Origin of the sequence: Kitasatospora indigofera, assembly GCF_014655955.1 — a bacterium.
Lineage (GTDB): Bacteria > Actinomycetota > Actinomycetes > Streptomycetales > Streptomycetaceae > Kitasatospora > Kitasatospora indigofera.
In genome coordinates this window covers 1-15,279 of sequence record NZ_BNBO01000046.1, presented here as the reverse complement: position 1 = coordinate 15,279, position 15,279 = coordinate 1, and the positions used below count along the sequence as shown (strand labels likewise).

Annotated in this window: 13 protein-coding genes and 1 rRNA gene; 3 read left to right on the top strand and 11 right to left on the bottom strand. The window is 75.5% G+C overall.

Annotated elements, in window-relative coordinates:
* Positions 1–79 precede the first annotated feature (79 nt).
* Together recN and yczE are read right to left on the bottom strand one after the other, a co-directional pair.
* Entirely contained in the window at positions 80–1,813 is a 1,734-nt protein-coding gene (gene recN / locus IE329_RS29545; RefSeq protein WP_190214095.1) for a DNA repair protein RecN, read from the bottom strand.
* Positions 1,814–1,891: 78 nt separating this feature from the next.
* On the bottom strand, positions 1,892–2,638 hold the full coding sequence (gene yczE, locus IE329_RS29540; RefSeq protein ID WP_190214057.1) for a membrane protein YczE: 747 nt from the start codon (positions 2,636–2,638) through the stop codon (positions 1,892–1,894).
* A 167-nt stretch (positions 2,639–2,805) separates the two neighbouring features.
* Between yczE and yczR the strand changes: the two genes are divergently transcribed.
* Positions 2,806–4,314, top strand: coding sequence for a MocR-like transcription factor YczR (gene yczR, locus IE329_RS29535; protein ID WP_190214056.1), 1,509 nt, complete (start codon positions 2,806–2,808; stop codon positions 4,312–4,314).
* A 44-nt stretch (positions 4,315–4,358) separates the two neighbouring features.
* Here yczR and IE329_RS29530 read toward each other — a convergent pair whose 3' ends face one another.
* From IE329_RS29530 to IE329_RS41645, 5 genes are all read right to left on the bottom strand, one after another.
* The gene (locus IE329_RS29530; protein ID WP_190214055.1) at positions 4,359–4,901 is read right to left on the bottom strand and encodes an MOSC domain-containing protein; all 543 of its coding nucleotides are present in this window, start codon (positions 4,899–4,901) and stop codon (positions 4,359–4,361) included.
* A 101-nt stretch (positions 4,902–5,002) separates the two neighbouring features.
* Complete coding sequence (locus IE329_RS29525) at positions 5,003–5,905, bottom strand: NAD kinase (protein ID WP_073923553.1); 903 nt, start codon at positions 5,903–5,905, stop codon at positions 5,003–5,005.
* A 105-nt stretch (positions 5,906–6,010) separates the two neighbouring features.
* A complete protein-coding gene (locus tag IE329_RS29520; protein ID WP_190214094.1) occupies positions 6,011–6,817 on the bottom strand; it encodes a TlyA family RNA methyltransferase in 807 nt (268 codons plus the stop codon).
* Positions 6,818–7,111: 294 nt separating this feature from the next.
* A complete protein-coding gene (locus IE329_RS29515; RefSeq protein WP_190214054.1) occupies positions 7,112–7,372 on the bottom strand; it encodes a hypothetical protein in 261 nt (86 codons plus the stop codon).
* Positions 7,365–8,426, bottom strand: coding sequence for a hypothetical protein (locus IE329_RS41645; RefSeq protein ID WP_190214053.1), 1,062 nt, complete (start codon positions 8,424–8,426; stop codon positions 7,365–7,367). Before IE329_RS41645 ends, IE329_RS29515 begins: the two co-directional genes overlap by 8 nt.
* A 168-nt stretch (positions 8,427–8,594) precedes the next feature.
* Between IE329_RS41645 and IE329_RS29505 the strand changes: the two genes are divergently transcribed.
* Positions 8,595–8,942, top strand: coding sequence for a sterol-binding protein (locus IE329_RS29505; RefSeq protein ID WP_073923550.1), 348 nt, complete (start codon positions 8,595–8,597; stop codon positions 8,940–8,942).
* 183 nt (positions 8,943–9,125) lie between these two features.
* Here the strand turns inward: IE329_RS29505 and IE329_RS29500 are convergent, their stop codons facing one another.
* Both IE329_RS29500 and IE329_RS29495 read right to left on the bottom strand, forming a co-directional pair.
* Positions 9,126–10,178 (bottom strand): HAD-IIA family hydrolase, encoded by a 1,053-nt coding sequence (locus IE329_RS29500; RefSeq protein ID WP_190214052.1) that lies wholly within the window; start codon positions 10,176–10,178, stop codon positions 9,126–9,128.
* Positions 10,175–10,825 carry a tetratricopeptide repeat protein gene (locus tag IE329_RS29495; RefSeq protein WP_190214051.1) on the bottom strand — a complete coding sequence of 217 codons (651 nt, stop codon included), beginning with the start codon at positions 10,823–10,825 and terminating at the stop codon, positions 10,175–10,177. Before IE329_RS29495 ends, IE329_RS29500 begins: the two co-directional genes overlap by 4 nt.
* A gap of 96 nt (positions 10,826–10,921) precedes the next feature.
* Between IE329_RS29495 and IE329_RS29490 the strand changes: the two genes are divergently transcribed.
* Positions 10,922–12,292, top strand: coding sequence for a DUF1015 family protein (locus IE329_RS29490; protein ID WP_190214050.1), 1,371 nt, complete (start codon positions 10,922–10,924; stop codon positions 12,290–12,292).
* Between the two features lie 118 nt (positions 12,293–12,410).
* Here IE329_RS29490 and IE329_RS42225 read toward each other — a convergent pair whose 3' ends face one another.
* The gene (locus IE329_RS42225) at positions 12,411–14,750 is read right to left on the bottom strand and encodes a tetratricopeptide repeat protein (protein ID WP_461782307.1); all 2,340 of its coding nucleotides are present in this window, start codon (positions 14,748–14,750) and stop codon (positions 12,411–12,413) included.
* A 226-nt stretch (positions 14,751–14,976) separates the two neighbouring features.
* A 5S ribosomal RNA gene (rrf, locus tag IE329_RS29480) occupies positions 14,977–15,092 on the bottom strand.
* Between the last annotated feature and the right edge of the window lie 187 nt (positions 15,093–15,279).

Here is a 15,279-nt window from a genome sequence, read left to right as displayed (position 1 = left end):
CTCTTGGACAGTCGGCACCTCGATGGGGCGCGTCGTGGCCGCCGCCCGGACGGCGGCGGCCACGACGGCCGCGGGCGGGTCAGCGGCCGCGCGGGGCGCGGGCGGCGGCCAGCAGCTCCTCGGCGTGGGCGCGGCCCAGCTCGGAGTCCTCCAGGCCGGCCAGCATCCGGGACAGCTCCCGGACCCGCTCCTCGTCGCTCAGCACCTTGACGCCGCTGCGGGTCACGGTGCCGTCGTTGGTCTTCTCCACCACCAGGTGCCGGTCGGCGAAGGCCGCGACCTGGGGCAGGTGGGTGACCACCACGACCTGCGCGCTCTGCGCCAGCTTGGCCAGCCGGCGGCCGATCTCCACCGCCGCCTTGCCGCCGACGCCGGCGTCGACCTCGTCGAAGAGGTACGTCGGCACCGGGTCCGCGCCGGCGAACACCACCTCGACGGCGAGCATCACCCGGGACAGCTCACCCCCCGAGGCGCCCTTCGCGATCGGGCGCGGCGAGGCGCCCGGGTGCGGGGCGAGCAGCACCTCGACCTCGTCCACGCCGTGCGAGCCGTAGGCGACGGTGCGTCCGTCGATCTCCAGCCCGGCCGGGTCGTCCGTCCGGCTGATCCGGAAGGTCACCCGGGCGTGCGGCATGGCCAGCTCGGCGAGCTCGGCCGAGACGGCCTCGGCGAAGCGGCCGGCGGCCGCCTCACGGGCGGCCGACACCTCGGCGGCGAGCCGGGCCAGCTCGGTGCGCAGTTCGCCCTCGCGGGCGGCGAGCTCGTCGATCCGCTCGTCGTCGCCGTCCAGCTCGGCGAGCCGGGCGGCGCCGGCCTCGGCCCAGGCCAGCACCTCGGCCAGGGTGTTCTCCGGGCCGCCGTACTTGCGCAGCAGGTGGGCGAGCACCGAGCGGCGCTCCTCCACCGCGGCCAGCCGGACGGGGTCGGCGTCCAGGTCGTCCGCGTAGCCGGCCAGGTCGCCCGCGACGTCGGCCAGCAGGTAGCCGACCTCGTTGAGCCGGTCCGCCAGCGGGGCGAGCCGCTCGTCGTGCGCCCGGACGCCGTCCAGCGCCCGGCGGGCCTGGGCGAGCAGGGTGCCCGCGTCCAGCGAGTCGGGCTCGGCCGGGTCGCCGGCCAGGGCGGCGTGGGCCAGCGTGGCGGCGGAGGACAGCGCGTCTGCGTGGCCCAGGCGCTCGGCCTCGGCGGCCAGCTCGGTGTCCTCGCCGGCCACCGGTTCGGCCGCGCCGACCTCGTCCAGCCCGAAGCGGAGCAGGTCGGCCTCCTGGGCGCGCTCGCGGGCCCGGGTGGTCAGCTCCTCCAGGGTCGCGGAGACCTCCCGCAGGTCGCGGTAGACCTCCCGGTAGCGCTCCAGCGGCCCGGTCAGGCTCTCGCCCGCGTAGCGGTCCAGCGCGCCGCGCTGGCGCGAGGGGCGCAGCAGCCGCTGCTGGTCGGTCTGGCCGTGCACGGCGATCAGGTCCTCGCCGAGTTCGGCGAGCAGCCCGACCGGCACGGCCCGGCCGCCGACGAACGCCCGGGAGCGGCCCTCGGCCGAGACGGTACGGCTGATCAGCAGCGCGCCGTCGTCGAGTTCGGCGCCGGCCTCCAGCGCACGGGCGGCCGCCGGGGAGCCGGCGGGCAGCTCGATCCTGCCCTCGACCACGGCCCGGCCCGCGCCGCCGCGCACCAGGCCCGGGTCGGCCCGGCCGCCGAGCAGCAGGCCGAGGCTGGTCACCACCATGGTCTTGCCGGCGCCGGTCTCGCCGGTCACGGCGGTGAACCCCGGTGCCAGCTCGACCACGGCGTCGTCGATGACACCAAGATCTCGTATCCGCATCTCGTCCAACACGGAGACGACCTTACGAGGTTCCACCCCCGCCGCGCGACGAGCGACGGCTCCGCGGCCCCAAGTTCATCAGTTCCGGGGCACCGCGGTGACCTCGGCGGCGGCCGCCGGGCCGGCCGGGGCACCGGTCCGGGAGGGCGGTCCGGCGGGCCGCTCGGGCAGTGCCGGGGCGGCCGGTTCGGGCACGGCCGGCGTCACGGCGCAGTGGCGCAGGAAGAACTGCGCCAGCGGGCCGATGGCCAGCGCGTACGCGACGGTGCCGATCCCGGCGGTGCCGCCGAGCAGGACGCCGACGAGCAGCACGGTCAGTTCGATGCCGGTCCGGATCAGCCGCAGGGAGCGGCCGGTGCGCCGGTGCAGGCCGGTCATCAGGCCGTCCCGCGGCCCCGGGCCGAGCCGGGCGCCGATGTAGAGGCCGGTGGCCAGGCCGTTGAGGAGGATGCCGAGGGCGAGCAGCGCGATCCGGGCGGGCAGCGGGCCGGGGGCGCCGACCGTCCGCAGGGTGACGTCCATGGCCAGGCCGAGCAGCAGCACGTTGCCGACGGTCCCGACGCCGGGCCGCTGGCGCAGCGGGATCCAGAGCAGCAGGACAGCGGCGCCGGTGATGGTCACCCAGGCGCCCATCGAGAGCCCCAGGTGGCGCTGCAGGCCCTGGTGCAGGACGTCCCACGGGTTGACGCCGAGGGTGGCGCGCATCATCAGGCCCATGCTGGAGCCGTAGAGCAGCAGTCCGGCCAGCAGTTGCGGGACGCGGCGGCCGAGGGCGCGGCCGGCCAGGGTCACGGGGGCTCGTTCGGGTGCGGCGACGACGGCCATCGGTGTCTCCTTGCGGTGCTGCGGGGGGCAGTACGGGATTGCGGGGGCTGCGGGTGCGTCGGACCGGTTCGCCCGGTCCACTGGCGGGCCCGATGGCCGCAGTGCCATGATGACCAGGCCACCTGGGCCGTTCCCAGGGCCAATGACGAGCAAGTGGACTGATTCCCGTGGCCGAATGGCACAGCACCGTCACCCCCGCCGCGCTGGCCCGGCTGCTGGGGAGCACCCGGCTGCCCGAGCCCGCCGGGCACCGCCCCGCCTACCGCACGCTGGCCGACCAGGTCCGCACGCTGGTCTCGGCCGGCCGGCTGCCGGTCGGCGCGCGGCTGCCCGCCGAGCGGGAACTGGCCCTCGCGCTGGCGGTGAGCCGCACCACCGTCGCCACCGCCTACGAGACCCTGCGCGGCGAGGGCTACCTGCACAGCCGGCGCGGCGCCGGCAGCTGGACGGCGCTGCCCGAGGGCGCCCCGCCGCCCAGCGACGCCATGCACCCCGTCCCGCCGGACGAGCAGGGCCGGGTGCTGGACCTCGGGGTCGCCGCGCTGCCCGCCCCGCAGCCCTTCCTCGGCGAGGCCGCCGCCCGGGCCGTGGAGCAGCTGCCCGCCTACGCGGCCGGGCACGGCTGCTACCCCACCGGCCTGCCGGTCCTCCAGGAGGCGGTGGCCCGCCGGTTCACCGCCCGCGGCCTGCCCACCACCCCCGACCAGATCCTGATCACCACCGGCGCGATGAGCGCCCTGCACCTGTTGCAACGGACCCTGCTCGGGCGCGGCGACCGGGTCGCGGTCGAGTCGCCGAGCTACGCGCACACCTTGCAGGCGCTGCGGCTGAACGGCTCCCGCCTGGTGCCGGTGCCGCACGCCTGGCCCGGCGGCCCCGACCGGCTGCCGCTCTGGGACCTCCCCGAGTGGCGCCGGGTGCTGCGCGGCGCGGCCCCGAAGGCCGCGTACGTGATCCCCGACTTCCACAACCCGACCGGGGCACTGATCGACGAGGAGCAGCGCCGGGAGCTGCTGGCGGCGGCCCGGGCCGCCGGGACGGTGGTGCTGGCCGACGAGACCACCGCGGAACTCGGCTGGGGGATCGAGGACGAGAGCCTGCTGCCGCGGCCCACGGCCGCGCTGGACCGCGCCGCCCAGGTGGTCACCGTCGGCTCGGCCAGCAAGCTGCTCTGGGGCGGCCTGCGGATCGGCTGGGTCCGGGCGGCGCCCGCGCTGGTGCGCCAGCTGGCCACCGACCGGGTCTACACCGACCTGGGCACCCCCGTGCTGGACCAGCTGATCGCCGCCGTGATGCTCGGCGAGCAGCTGGCGGACGTCCGCGCGCACCAGTTGCGGCAGCTGCGCGCCACCGCCGCGGCCCTGACGGCCGGGCTGCGCGAGCGGCTGCCGCACTGGCGGTTCGCCGAGCCGTCCGGCGGGCTCAGCCTCTGGCTGGCCACCGACGGGGTCTCGGGCGCCGCGCTCGCCCGCGCCGGGGAGCGCGGCAGTGTGCGGATCGCGGCCGGGACGAGGTTCGGCGCCGACGGTGCCTTCGAGAACTTCCTGCGGATCCCGCTCACGGTGCCCGCGGCGGCCGTCCCGGACGCGGTGGAGCGGCTGGCCGCCGTGGCCGCACTGGCCGAGGCGGGCGACCGCTGGTCGGCCGCCGACGGGCGCCAGCCACTGGCCGTCTGAGGCCCTCCCGCTCCCGCCGGCGGGAGCGGGAGGGCCCCGGGGCCTCAGACCCGTTCGAGCGGCAGCGGCGGCCCGTCCGGGAGCTCGACCCGGACGGTGTCGCCGGGACGGACCTCACCGCCCGCGAGCACGACGCCCATGATCCCCGCCCTGCGGACCACGTTGCCCGCCTCGTCCCGGCCGGCCACCCGCTTCAGCAGGCCCTCCTGGAAGGCCTCGATCTGCAGGCAGGGGTTGCGCAGCCCGGTCACCTCGACCACGGCCTCCTCGCCCAGGTGCAGCCGGGCGCCCCGGGGCAGGCCCAGCAGGTCGAGCCCGCGGGTGGTGATGTTCTCCCCCAGTTCGCCGGCCGCCACCGGGTGGCCCGCCAGCCGCAGTTCGTCGTGCAACTCGGCGTGGATCAGGTGCACCTGACGGAGGTTCGGCTGCGTCGGGTCCTGCGCGACCCGCGAGCGGTGCTGGACGGTCACCCCCAGGTGGGCGTCGCCCTCCACGCCGAGCCCCGCGAGCAGCCGTACGCTCGGCAGGTTCGGCTTGCTGAAGTCGTGCCCCGCGCTGCGGCTGACCGCCGCTATCGTGCCGTTCATCGCCACTCCCCCTTCACCGCGCCCGCCCGGGCGCCTCCGGCGGGGCCCGTGCAGCGGTCCCCGGCCATGCCTGCCGTCCGTACTGGAAGGTCCTCGGAGCCTCAGCAGGCTCCGCCGCGCCCGCGCCACCCGGTCACCGGGAGGGCGAACTTGGCCACCAGCCGGTCGGTGAACGGCGCCCGGTGCAGCCGCGCCAGGCGGACCGGCGTCTGCCCGCGACGGACCTCCACCCGCGCGCCGGCGGGCAGTTCGACCGAACGGCGGCCGTCGCACCAGAGCACCCCGTGCGGGGTCTTCGGCTGCACCTCGACCGCCAGCACCGAGTGCGGCGAGGTCACCAGCGGCCGGGCGAACAGCGCGTGCGCGCTGATCGGCACCATCAGCAGCGCCTCCACCTCCGGCCACACCACCGGGCCGCCGCCCGAGAAGGCGTACGCCGTCGAGCCGGTCGGCGTCGCGCAGACCACCCCGTCGCACCCGAAGTTGGAGACCGGCCGGCCGTCCACCTCGGTCACCACCTCCAGCATCCGCTCCCGCGAGGCCTTCTCGATGGACGCCTCGTTCAGCGCCCAGTCCTGGTGGATCACGTCACCGTTGGTGCGCACCAGCACGTCGAGGGTCATCCGCTCCTCGACCTCGTAGTCGGCGTCGACCACCCGCTCCACGACCACCGCGAGATCGTCGCGCTCGGCCTCCGCGAGGAAGCCGACCCGGCCGAGGTTGATGCCCAGCATCGGGAGCCCGTGCTCGCGGGCCAGCTCGGCGCCGCGCAACAGCGTGCCGTCCCCGCCGGCCACCAGGATCAGCTCGCAGCCGTCCGCCGCGCCCTCGCCCCCGGCGACCCGCTCGACACCGTCCGGGAGGTCCAGGTCGACCGCCTCGGCGGCCAGCAGCCTGATCCGGATCCCCGCCTTCAGCAGGCCGTGCACCAGTCCTTCGACGCTGCGCAGCGCGGTCTCGCGACCGGTGTGCGCGATCAGGAAGACCGTACGTTCCTCAGTCATGCTGCCCTCTCCCTACGCCTGCCGGGTCGCCTGTCGGGGGCTCGGGTCGCCCTCGGCCCGGTGCGGCCGCCACTCGGCATGGCGGCCGGACGTCCGCAGAGCACCCTATCCGGGGCCCTCCGCGACGGCCCGGTCCGCCTCGGCCGGGTCCAGCTCCGCGGCGTCCCGGCGCAGCCACAGGAAGTACTCGACGTTCCCGGACGGGCCGGGCAGGGGGCTGGCGGTGACCGCCCGCACCCCGAGCCCGAGAGCCCAGGCCTGGGCGGCCACCCGGCGGACCATCTCGGCCCGCAGCTCCGGGCTGCGGACCACCCCGCCGCTGCCGAGCCGCTCCTTGCCGATCTCGAACTGCGGCTTGACCATCAGCACCAGGTCGGCGTCCGCGGCGCTGCAGGCCGCCAGGGCCGGCAGCACCAGTCCGAGCGAGATGAAGGACAGGTCCCCGACGACCAGGTCGACGGGCGTGCCGCCGATCTGCTCCAGGTTCAGCTCGCGCACGTTGGTGCGGTCCATCACGGTGACCCGCTCGTCGCTCTGCAGCGACCAGGCCAGCTGCCCGTAGCCGACGTCCACCGCCAGCACGTGCGCGGCGCCCGCCCGCAGCAGGACGTCGGTGAAGCCGCCGGTGGACGCGCCGGCGTCCAGCGCCCGGCGGCCGGCCACCACGAGGCCCTGCGGGACGAAGGCCGCGAAGGCGCCCGCCAGCTTGTGCCCGCCGCGCGAGACGTAGTCCGGGTCGTTCTCGTCCTTGGCGACCACCACGGCCGCCGCGGTCTCGACCTGTGTCGCCGGCTTGGTCGCGGTGGTGCCGCCGACGGTCACCCGCCCGGCCGCGATCAGCTCGGACGCGTGCTCGCGCGACCGGGCCAGCTTGCGGCGGACCAGCTCCGCGTCGAGTCGGCGTCGTGCCACTGCCACTGGGTTTCAGCTCCTACCGCTGCCTGCCACCGCCCACCGCGCCGTCCACCGCGGTGTGCTGCCGGCAGGTGCTGCCTGCTTGAACGGACTTCTTGAACGGACTGCTCGGACCGACTGCTCGGACGGACTGCTCGGACCGGCTTCGAACGAACCGGCCGAACGAACCGAGGAACGCACGGCCCGGACGGGACGCCCCGACCCCGACCCCGACGCCGACCGCCGAACGGGACGGCCGAAGGGAAGGCCGGACCACCGCGAACGGACCCGCGAAAGGGACCGCGGCCGGCCTCAGGGCCGGTCGAGCGCGGCGAGGGTCTCCCCGAGCCGCTGATGGACATCTTCGTACACCGGGAGGTGTCCCTCGGTCGGGACCCCGTCCAGGACCTCCAGCCGCCCGAGCGCCGCGTCCACCTCCGGATCGCCGGTCGGGGTGAACTCCACGCCGAGCGGACGCACTTCGGTGTCCCGGCCGGCCGCGGCGGGGGCGGCCGGCCGGGCGACGGCTGCGGGGACGGGAGCGGCGCCGGGAGGCGCGCCGAGGTCAGGCATCGGGGCCCTTGCTGCTCGTCGTCCGGCGGACGGTGGTGCGCTTGGTCGCCGCCCGCTTGGCCGCGCCGCCCGCCGGGGCCGCCTTCTTCGCCGTCGGCTGGCCGGCCGACGCCGTCCTGGTGACCGTGGTCTTCTTGCCTGCGGCCTTCTTCGCCGCCGGCTTCTTCGCCGCGGCCTTCTTGGCCGCCGCCTTGTCCGCCGCCGCCTTGTCCGGTGCGCTGCCGCCGGCGGCCGCCGCGCCCTTGCCGGGCGCGCCCTTGGCCGGGGTCCGCCGCGCCGGTGTCTGCTTCGCCGGAGCCTGCTTGGCCGGAGCCTGCTTGGCCGGCGCCTGCTTGGCGGAGGCCGGCTTGGCAGGCGCCTGCTCGGCGGGCGTCCCCGTCCCGGCCTTGCCCGCCGGCTTCCCGGCCGTCTTCCGGGCGGCCTTCCCGGCCGCCGCGCGCTTGGCCGGCGCCGTCCGCGCCGACGGCCGCGGGGCGCCGGCGTCCGGCTCCTCGGCGGCCCAGGCCTCGCGGGCCGGTGCCTCGGCGCCCGGCTCCGGCGACCCGCCGTCGTCCACCGGCACCCGCTCGGCCACTATCGGCTCGCCGGTCCGGCCGCCGGTGTCCTGGGACTCGCCGCCGTGCTCCCAGCCGTGGCCGAACAGCCCGTCCGCCCGCGCCGCGGCCGCGCCGTTCTTGTCGGCCGGCCGGGCCGCCTCCGGGGCGGTGTCCTCCTCGACGTCCCGGAGTCTGCTCTCCAGGTACGCCAGCACCACGCCGACCTTGGTCACCTGGTCGCCGACCTTCTCGAAGGCCTTCTCCACCTCGTTGCGGGCCACGCCGGTGGCGAGGTCGAAGCCGGCCCGGCCGGCGGTGACCGCCTCCTCCGCCAGCGTCTGCAACGACTTGACCGAGGGCGGGAACTGGCCGGCCGCGCGCGCCTTCCGCTCGACCTCGGCCAGGTCGATCCCGCTGCGTTCGAGCAGTTCGGCGGCGGTCAGCACGACGCGCTTCCCGGCCTCCTCGGCCAGCCCGGAGGCGACCGTGACAAATCCCCGCACCGTGTCCCGAAGCATCCGGGCGCCTCCTTCGTGCATCACTCCGTCGTGGAAGACCCCGGACCGGCCCGGCGCCCACTGACGACGCTACCGCCAAGGTGCCCCGGCCCGCTGCAGGCGATCCCCCCACCGGGCTGCGATAGCGTGAGGCTCCGGGAACCGCAGAAGCAGGAGTGGACAGCAGCCATGGCCAACGCCGAGGAGTGCCGCGAGGCATTGGAGCAGCTCAGCCGGAACATGGCGAACTCCACCGGCGACGTCCGCAAGGCCGCCGCCCTCGACCGCTCGCTGACCTGCTGGATCACCGATCTGGACATCACCTTCCACGGCCGGCTGCGCGAGGGCCGGATCCAGGACGTCACCGAGGCCCCCGGGGGCCCGGCCGAACGGGCCGAGATCCGGCTGGCGATGTCCGGCGACGACCTGGTCGCCCTGGTCGGCGGCCGGCTGAACTTCGCCTCGGCCTGGGCCGGCGGCCGGGTCAAGCTGGAGGCCGGGTTCCGCGACCTGCTCCGGCTGCGCACCCTGCTCTGAGCCCGCGCACCGCACCGTCCTGACGGTCCACGGGCCCGCCCGCCGCCGTGCCCGCCCCGCCCCGGGCGGGCCGCCGGGGCCGCGCCCGCCGGCCCGCCCGGCCCTCGACCCGGCCCGGGCACGCAAGTGCCCGGCGGCCCCGGTCTCCCCGGGCCGCCGGGCACCCTCCGGCCGGCTGCCGGTTCAGAAGCCGAGGTCCGCCAAGGCCTTGCGGCCGTCCGGCGCACCGGCACCGGCGGCGCCGGCGTCCAGCGCCGTCCAGGCAGCCGCGCAGAGCGCCCGCAGCCCGTCGTAGCGGTCCTCCCCGACCCCGTCGAGCCGCAGCACACCCTCCGCGACCGTGGCCGTCCAGCCGCCGCAGGCGAAACCCCCGCCGTCGGCCGGCTCCACCGCGGACTGCGCCATCAGCAGGCCGCGCAGATCCTCGGCCAGGTAGGTGGGCCGGTGCTCGACGGGCGCGGTCAGCAACTGCGCGGGGGTGGTGACGCCGGTGAAGACCAGCAGGCTGTCCACCCCGCCGTTGTGCGCGCCCTCGATGTCGGTGTCCAGGCGGTCGCCGACCACCAGCGGCCGCTTCGCGCCCGTCCGCAGCACCGTCTCGCGGTGCATCGGCGGCATCGGCTTGCCCGCGACCTCCGGCTCGACCCCGGTCGCGGCCCGGACGGCCGCCACCAGCGTCCCGTTGCCCGGAGCGATGCCGCGGGCGGTCGGGATGGTCAGGTCCGTGTTGGAGGCGACCCACGGCAGCCCCTGCTGCACCGCGTAGGAGGCCTCCGCGAGCTGCGCCCAGCCCACCGACGGGTCGTACCCCTGCACCACCGCGGCCGGTCCCTCGTCCAGCGAACGGACGGCCACGAGGCCGCGCTCGGCCACCGCCTCGACCAGACCGGCGCCGCCGATCACCAGCACCTTGGAGCCGGCCGGCACCTTGTCGGCCACCAGCCGGGCCGCCGCCTGCGCCGAGTTGATCACGTCCCCGGCCTCGGCCGGCACTCCCAGCCCGGTCAGGTGACCGGCCACCACCTGCGGCGGGCGGGAGGCGTTGTTGGTGACGTACGCCAGGCGCATCCCGGCGGCCCGGGCCGCCTCCAGCGACTCCACCGCGTGCGGGATCGCGTCCGGTCCGGCGTACACCACCCCGTCGAGGTCGAGCAGGGCGGTGTCGTACGCCTCGGTCAGCGGGCGGTCACTGCCGGCCGGTACGGTGCGCCGGGCGGTGGTTGCCGTGTCGTTCATCCGTGCTCATCCTCGTTGTCCGTCAGCTCCGCGTCGCCCGCGCCATTGCCGGCCTTGTCCGTGCCCTGGTCCTCGCCCCGGCCCGCCGCGCCCCCGCCTGCCGGGCCCTCCGGCCGGACGGTCCCGGGCGCGGCGTCGGCCGGCGGCTCCAGGTAGCCGGGCGCGCCGGGCAGCAGCGGCCCGTACGCCCCGGCCCGGGCCGCCAGCGTCGCCCGGGTCTGCTTGAGCGCGGCCCGGTAGTGGGCCGTCCCGGGGCTCATCGCCACCGCCAGTGCCAGGTGCTTGGCGGAGGTCTCGAAGTCGCCCAGCCGGGCGGCCGAGATCCCCCAGCCGAACCGAGCGTAGTCGTCCGACGGGTCGGCCATCGCCACCGCCCGGAAGTTCTCCAGCGCGGCCGCGTACGAACCCGCGTCGTACTGCGCCCTGGCCAGCGCCTCGCGGATGCTGTGCGACTGCGGCTCGGCCGCCGCCGCCCGGGCCAGCAGTTGCACCGCGGCCCCGGGATGGCCCTCGGCCAGCAGCTTCGCACCGCGCCGGTACCAGTCGTACACATCACCCGTCGGCTCGCCCGGCCGCCCCTGCCCGGGCGCACCGCCCCCGCCCTCGGTGGGCCCGCCGCCGCCGACCCGCTCCTGCCCGTCGCTCATCCCGTACCTCGCTCCCGGTCCGTCCCACTCCCCGACCTGCCGGTCGGCCGGGTGTTCCGATCTCTCAACAACGCGTACCCGATTACGATGCCCAGAATGAGTGCACCCAGTGCAGAAAGCGGAGCGGAGTCTCCGCAGGGCGGCCCCGGCGATCCCGGGCACGTCGCCACCGCAGGGCTGTCCCTGTCCCCCTTCCGCGGCCTTCGGTACGACCCCGACCGGGTCGGCACGCTCGCCGCCGTCACCTCACCCCCGTACGACGTGGTCGATCCGGGCCGGCGGCTCGATCTGGAGACCGCCGACCCGCACAACGTCGTACGGCTCATCCTGCCGCGTCCCGAGCCCGAGGACGCCGGCGACCGGCCGGACCGCGACACCCGCTACCGGCACGCGGCGAGACTGCTGCGGGCCTGGCGGCGCGAGGGCGTGCTGGTCCCCGACCCGGCGCCCGCGCTGTACGTCTACGAGCAACGGGCCGCCGACGACGGCACCGGCCCCGGGCGGGTGCAGCGCGGCCTGATCGGCGCGCTGGCGGTCAGCGGCCCCGAGGGCGGGGTCGTGCTCCCGCACGAGGACGTGATGCCCAAACCCGTCGCCGACCGGGTCGGCCTGATGCGCACCACCCGCGCCAACCTCGAACCGCTGCTGCTCACCTACCGGGGCAACGGCGGCGCGGCCGGCGTGATCGAACGCGCCGTGCTCGGCGAGCCGCTGCTCACCACGACCACCACCGACGGCACCCACCACCGGCTGTGGGCGGTCACCGCGCCGGCCGACCTCGCCGAGGTCTCCCGCGACCTGGCCACCTGCCGGGCGCTGATCGCCGACGGCCACCACCGCTGGGAGATGTACCTGCGGCTCCAGCGCGAGCACCGGCACCTGCCCCGCAGTCCCTGGGACCGCGGCCTGGTGCTGCTGGTCGACACCGCCCGCTACCCGCTGCGGGTCCGCGCGATCCACCGGGTGCTCTACCGCCTGCCGGTCGCCGAGGCGCTGGAGCGGCTGGGGGACCACTGGCAGGTCAAGGAGATCGCCGGGCCGCTGACCAGCGCCCTGGAGGCCCTCGCCGAGCTCAAGCGGCACGGCGGCAACGGCTTCGTCCTGACCGGCGGGGACGGCCAGTTCTGGCTGATCGGCGAGCCGGACGAGGCCCAGCTGGACGCGACCGTGCCGCAGGACAAGCCGCAGGAGTGGCGCCACCTGGACGCGACGGTCCTGCACTCCACCCTGCTGGACCACACCTGGCACGTCCCGGACGGCCCGGACGACATCGGCTACCTGCACACGGCCGCCGGCGCCGAACGGGAGGCCGCCCGTACCGGCGGCACGGCCGTCCTGCTGCACCCGGTCAAGGAGAGCGTGGTCCGGCGGCTGGCCGAGCAGGGCGTCACGATGCCCCGCAAGTCCACCTCCTTCGGCCCGAAACCGGCCACCGGGCTGGTGATCCGCAGCCTCGAACTGGGCTGAGCCGGCACGGTCACCGGCCCCGGGGACCCGGCCGTGGCCGGCCCCGGAACGACGAAAGGCCCTGCCGCACCCGAGAGGGTGCGGCAGGGCCTTTCGTCAGATCCGCCGGGACGGACGGTCAGCGCTCGTCGCGCTCGTCCGCCTGCTCCGCGCGCTGGGGGGCGCGGCCGTCGAAGTCCTCGTCGATCTCCAGGTCGTCCTCGTCGTAGTACTCCTCGACGTCTTCCTCGTCCTCGAAGATCTCCCGCTCGTCCGGCACGCCGCCCGCGGGGGCCTTGCCGCGCGACTTGGCAGGAGCCTCGGTCTCGGCCTGCGCCGCGTCCTCGGACTCCTCGCCCTCCTCGACGTCCAGGTCGGGGTCGAGGGCGTCGACGAACTCCAGGCCGTCGATCTCGGCCAGCCGCTCGGAGGCGTTGGTCGAACCGTCGGTGTCCGCGTCGGCCGCCTTGGCGAACCAGTCGCGGGCCTCGTCGGCACGGCCGGCCGCGATCAGGGCCTCGGCGTAGGCGTACCGCAGGCGGGCGCTCCACGGGTGCACCGAGTTGGAGGCCAACTCGGGGCTCTGCAGGGTCACCACGGCGGCGTCGAACTGCTCCATGTCGCCACGGGCACCGGCGGCGACCAGGCGCATCTCGACCTGGCCGGCCTTGTCCAGCTGCTTGACCTCGGGCTCGCCGGCCATCGCCAGCGCGCGCTCGGGGCGGCCCAGACCGCGCTCGCAGTCGGCCATCACCGGCCACAGGTCCACCCGGCCGGTCATCCGGCGGGAGGCGCGGAACTCGGTCAGCGCCTCGGAGTAACGCTGCGTCATGTACGAGGCGAACCCGGCCGCCTCACGCACGGCGGCGACGCGGGACGCGAGCCGCAGCGCGACGCGGGAGTACTGGTAGGCCTCCTCCGGCTCGGTGTCGAGCAGCCGGGCGACCATCACCAGGTTGCGGGCGACGTCGTCCGCGAGCGTCTTGGGCAGGCTCTTGAGCTCCTGGCGCACGTCGGCGTCGATCTCGAAGCCCGTGACGTCCTCGGGGATCGGCAGCCGCTTGACCGGCTCGTAGTTGCCACGACGGTCGTCGTAGCCCCCACGGTCGTCCCGGCGGTACTCCTCCCGGCGCCCCTCGAAGCGGCCGCCCCCGCGGCTCTCGCCACGGTTCTCGTACGGCCGGCCGCCGCGGTCGTCGCGGTCACGGTTGAAACCGCCACCCGACGGGCGGTCGTCACGGCGGAAGCCGCCGCCGGAGGGGCGGTCGTCGCGACGCGGGCCACGGTCGTCACGGTCCCGGTTGAAACCGGACGGACGGTCGTCACGGTTGAAGCCACCACCGGAGGGACGGTCGTCACGGCGGAAGCCGCCGCCGGAGGGGCGGTCGTCACGGCGCGGGCCACGGTCGTCACGGTTGAAACCGCCGCCGGAGGGACGGTTGAAGCCGCCGCCCGAGGGGCGGTCGTCACGGCGCGGGCCACGGTCGTCACGGTTGAAACCGCCGCCGGAGGGACGGTTGAAGCCGCCGCCCGAGGGGCGGTCGTCACGGCGGAAGCCGCCGCGGTCGTCACGGTCACGGTTGAAACCGCCACCCGACGGACGGTCATCGCGGCGCGGGCCACGGTCGTCACGGTTGAAGCCACCGCCCGTGGGACGGTCGTCACGGCGGAAGCCGCCGCCGGAGGGGCGGTCGTCGCGACGCGGGCCACGGTCGTCACGGTCCCGGTTGAAACCGGACGGACGGTCGTCACGGTTGAAACCGCCACCCGACGGACGGTCATCGCGACGCGGACCACGATCGTCACGGTTGAAACCGCCGCCGGAGGAGCGGTCGTCACGGCGCGGGCCACGGTCGTCACGGTTGAAACCGCCGCCGGAGGGACGGTTGAAGCCGCCGCCCGAGGGGCGGTCGTCACGGCGGAAGCCGCCGCGGTCGTCACGGTCACGGTTGAAACCGCCACCCGACGGACGGTCATCGCGGCGCGGACCACGGTCGTCACGGTTGAAACCGCCGCCGGAGGGACGGTTGAAACCGCCACCCGACGGACGGTCGTCGCGACGCGGGCCACGGTCGTCACGGTCCCGGTTGAAGCCGGACGGACGGTCGTCACGGTTGAAGCCGCCACCCGACGGACGGTCGTCGCGGCGGAAGCCACCGCCGGACGGGCGGTCGTCACGGCGGAAGCCACCGCGGTCGTCACGGTCACGGTTGAAACCGCCACCCGACGGACGGTCGTCGCGGCGCGGACCACGGTCGTCACGGTTGAAGCCACCGCCGGCCGGGCGGTTGTAGCCGCCACCGGAGGGGCGGTCGTCGCGGCGCGGGCCACGGTCGTCACGGTTGTAACCGCCACCAGCGGGGCGGTCGTCCCGACGGGGGCCACGGTCATCACGGTTGAAGCCACCGCGGGACCGGGGCTCGTAGCCGCGGCCGTCGTCCGGGCGGCGCTCGGGTCGGTCCTGGGGCGGGTTCGGCATCGTGGTGACTCCTTCTGCTACTTCAGCTCTACCGCTACCTCGGGCGACACCAGCGCCCGGAGCGGTTCGATGCCGGCCTCGTGGCCGCGCACCATCTCCATTGTCCGGCATCCGGGACAACCCCGCGTCTGGGCGGAGGTCCCGAGGAGCCGGATTACCTGCGTTCGAGAAAAACAAAAAGGCCGTGGCCCCAGCGAATCGCTGGGGCCACGGCCTTTGAATGATTGTTCGGCGGCGTCCTACTCTCCCACAGGGTCCCCCTGCAGTACCATCGGCGCAACGAGGCTTAGCTTCCGGGTTCGGAATGTAACCGGGCGTTTCCCTCGTGCTATGACCACCGAAACCCTATCGGGTATTCAGCGAAACACACTTTTTAGTTAAGAGGTGTCTCTTTATCGTGGTTGGACCGATACATCGGTCCGTCACCGGCGATAGCTGTTCGCTACCCGGGAACCACACAGTGAACGCGAGCGTCTGAGGACAAGCCCTCGGCCTATTAGTACCGGTCAGCTCCACCCCTTACAGGGCT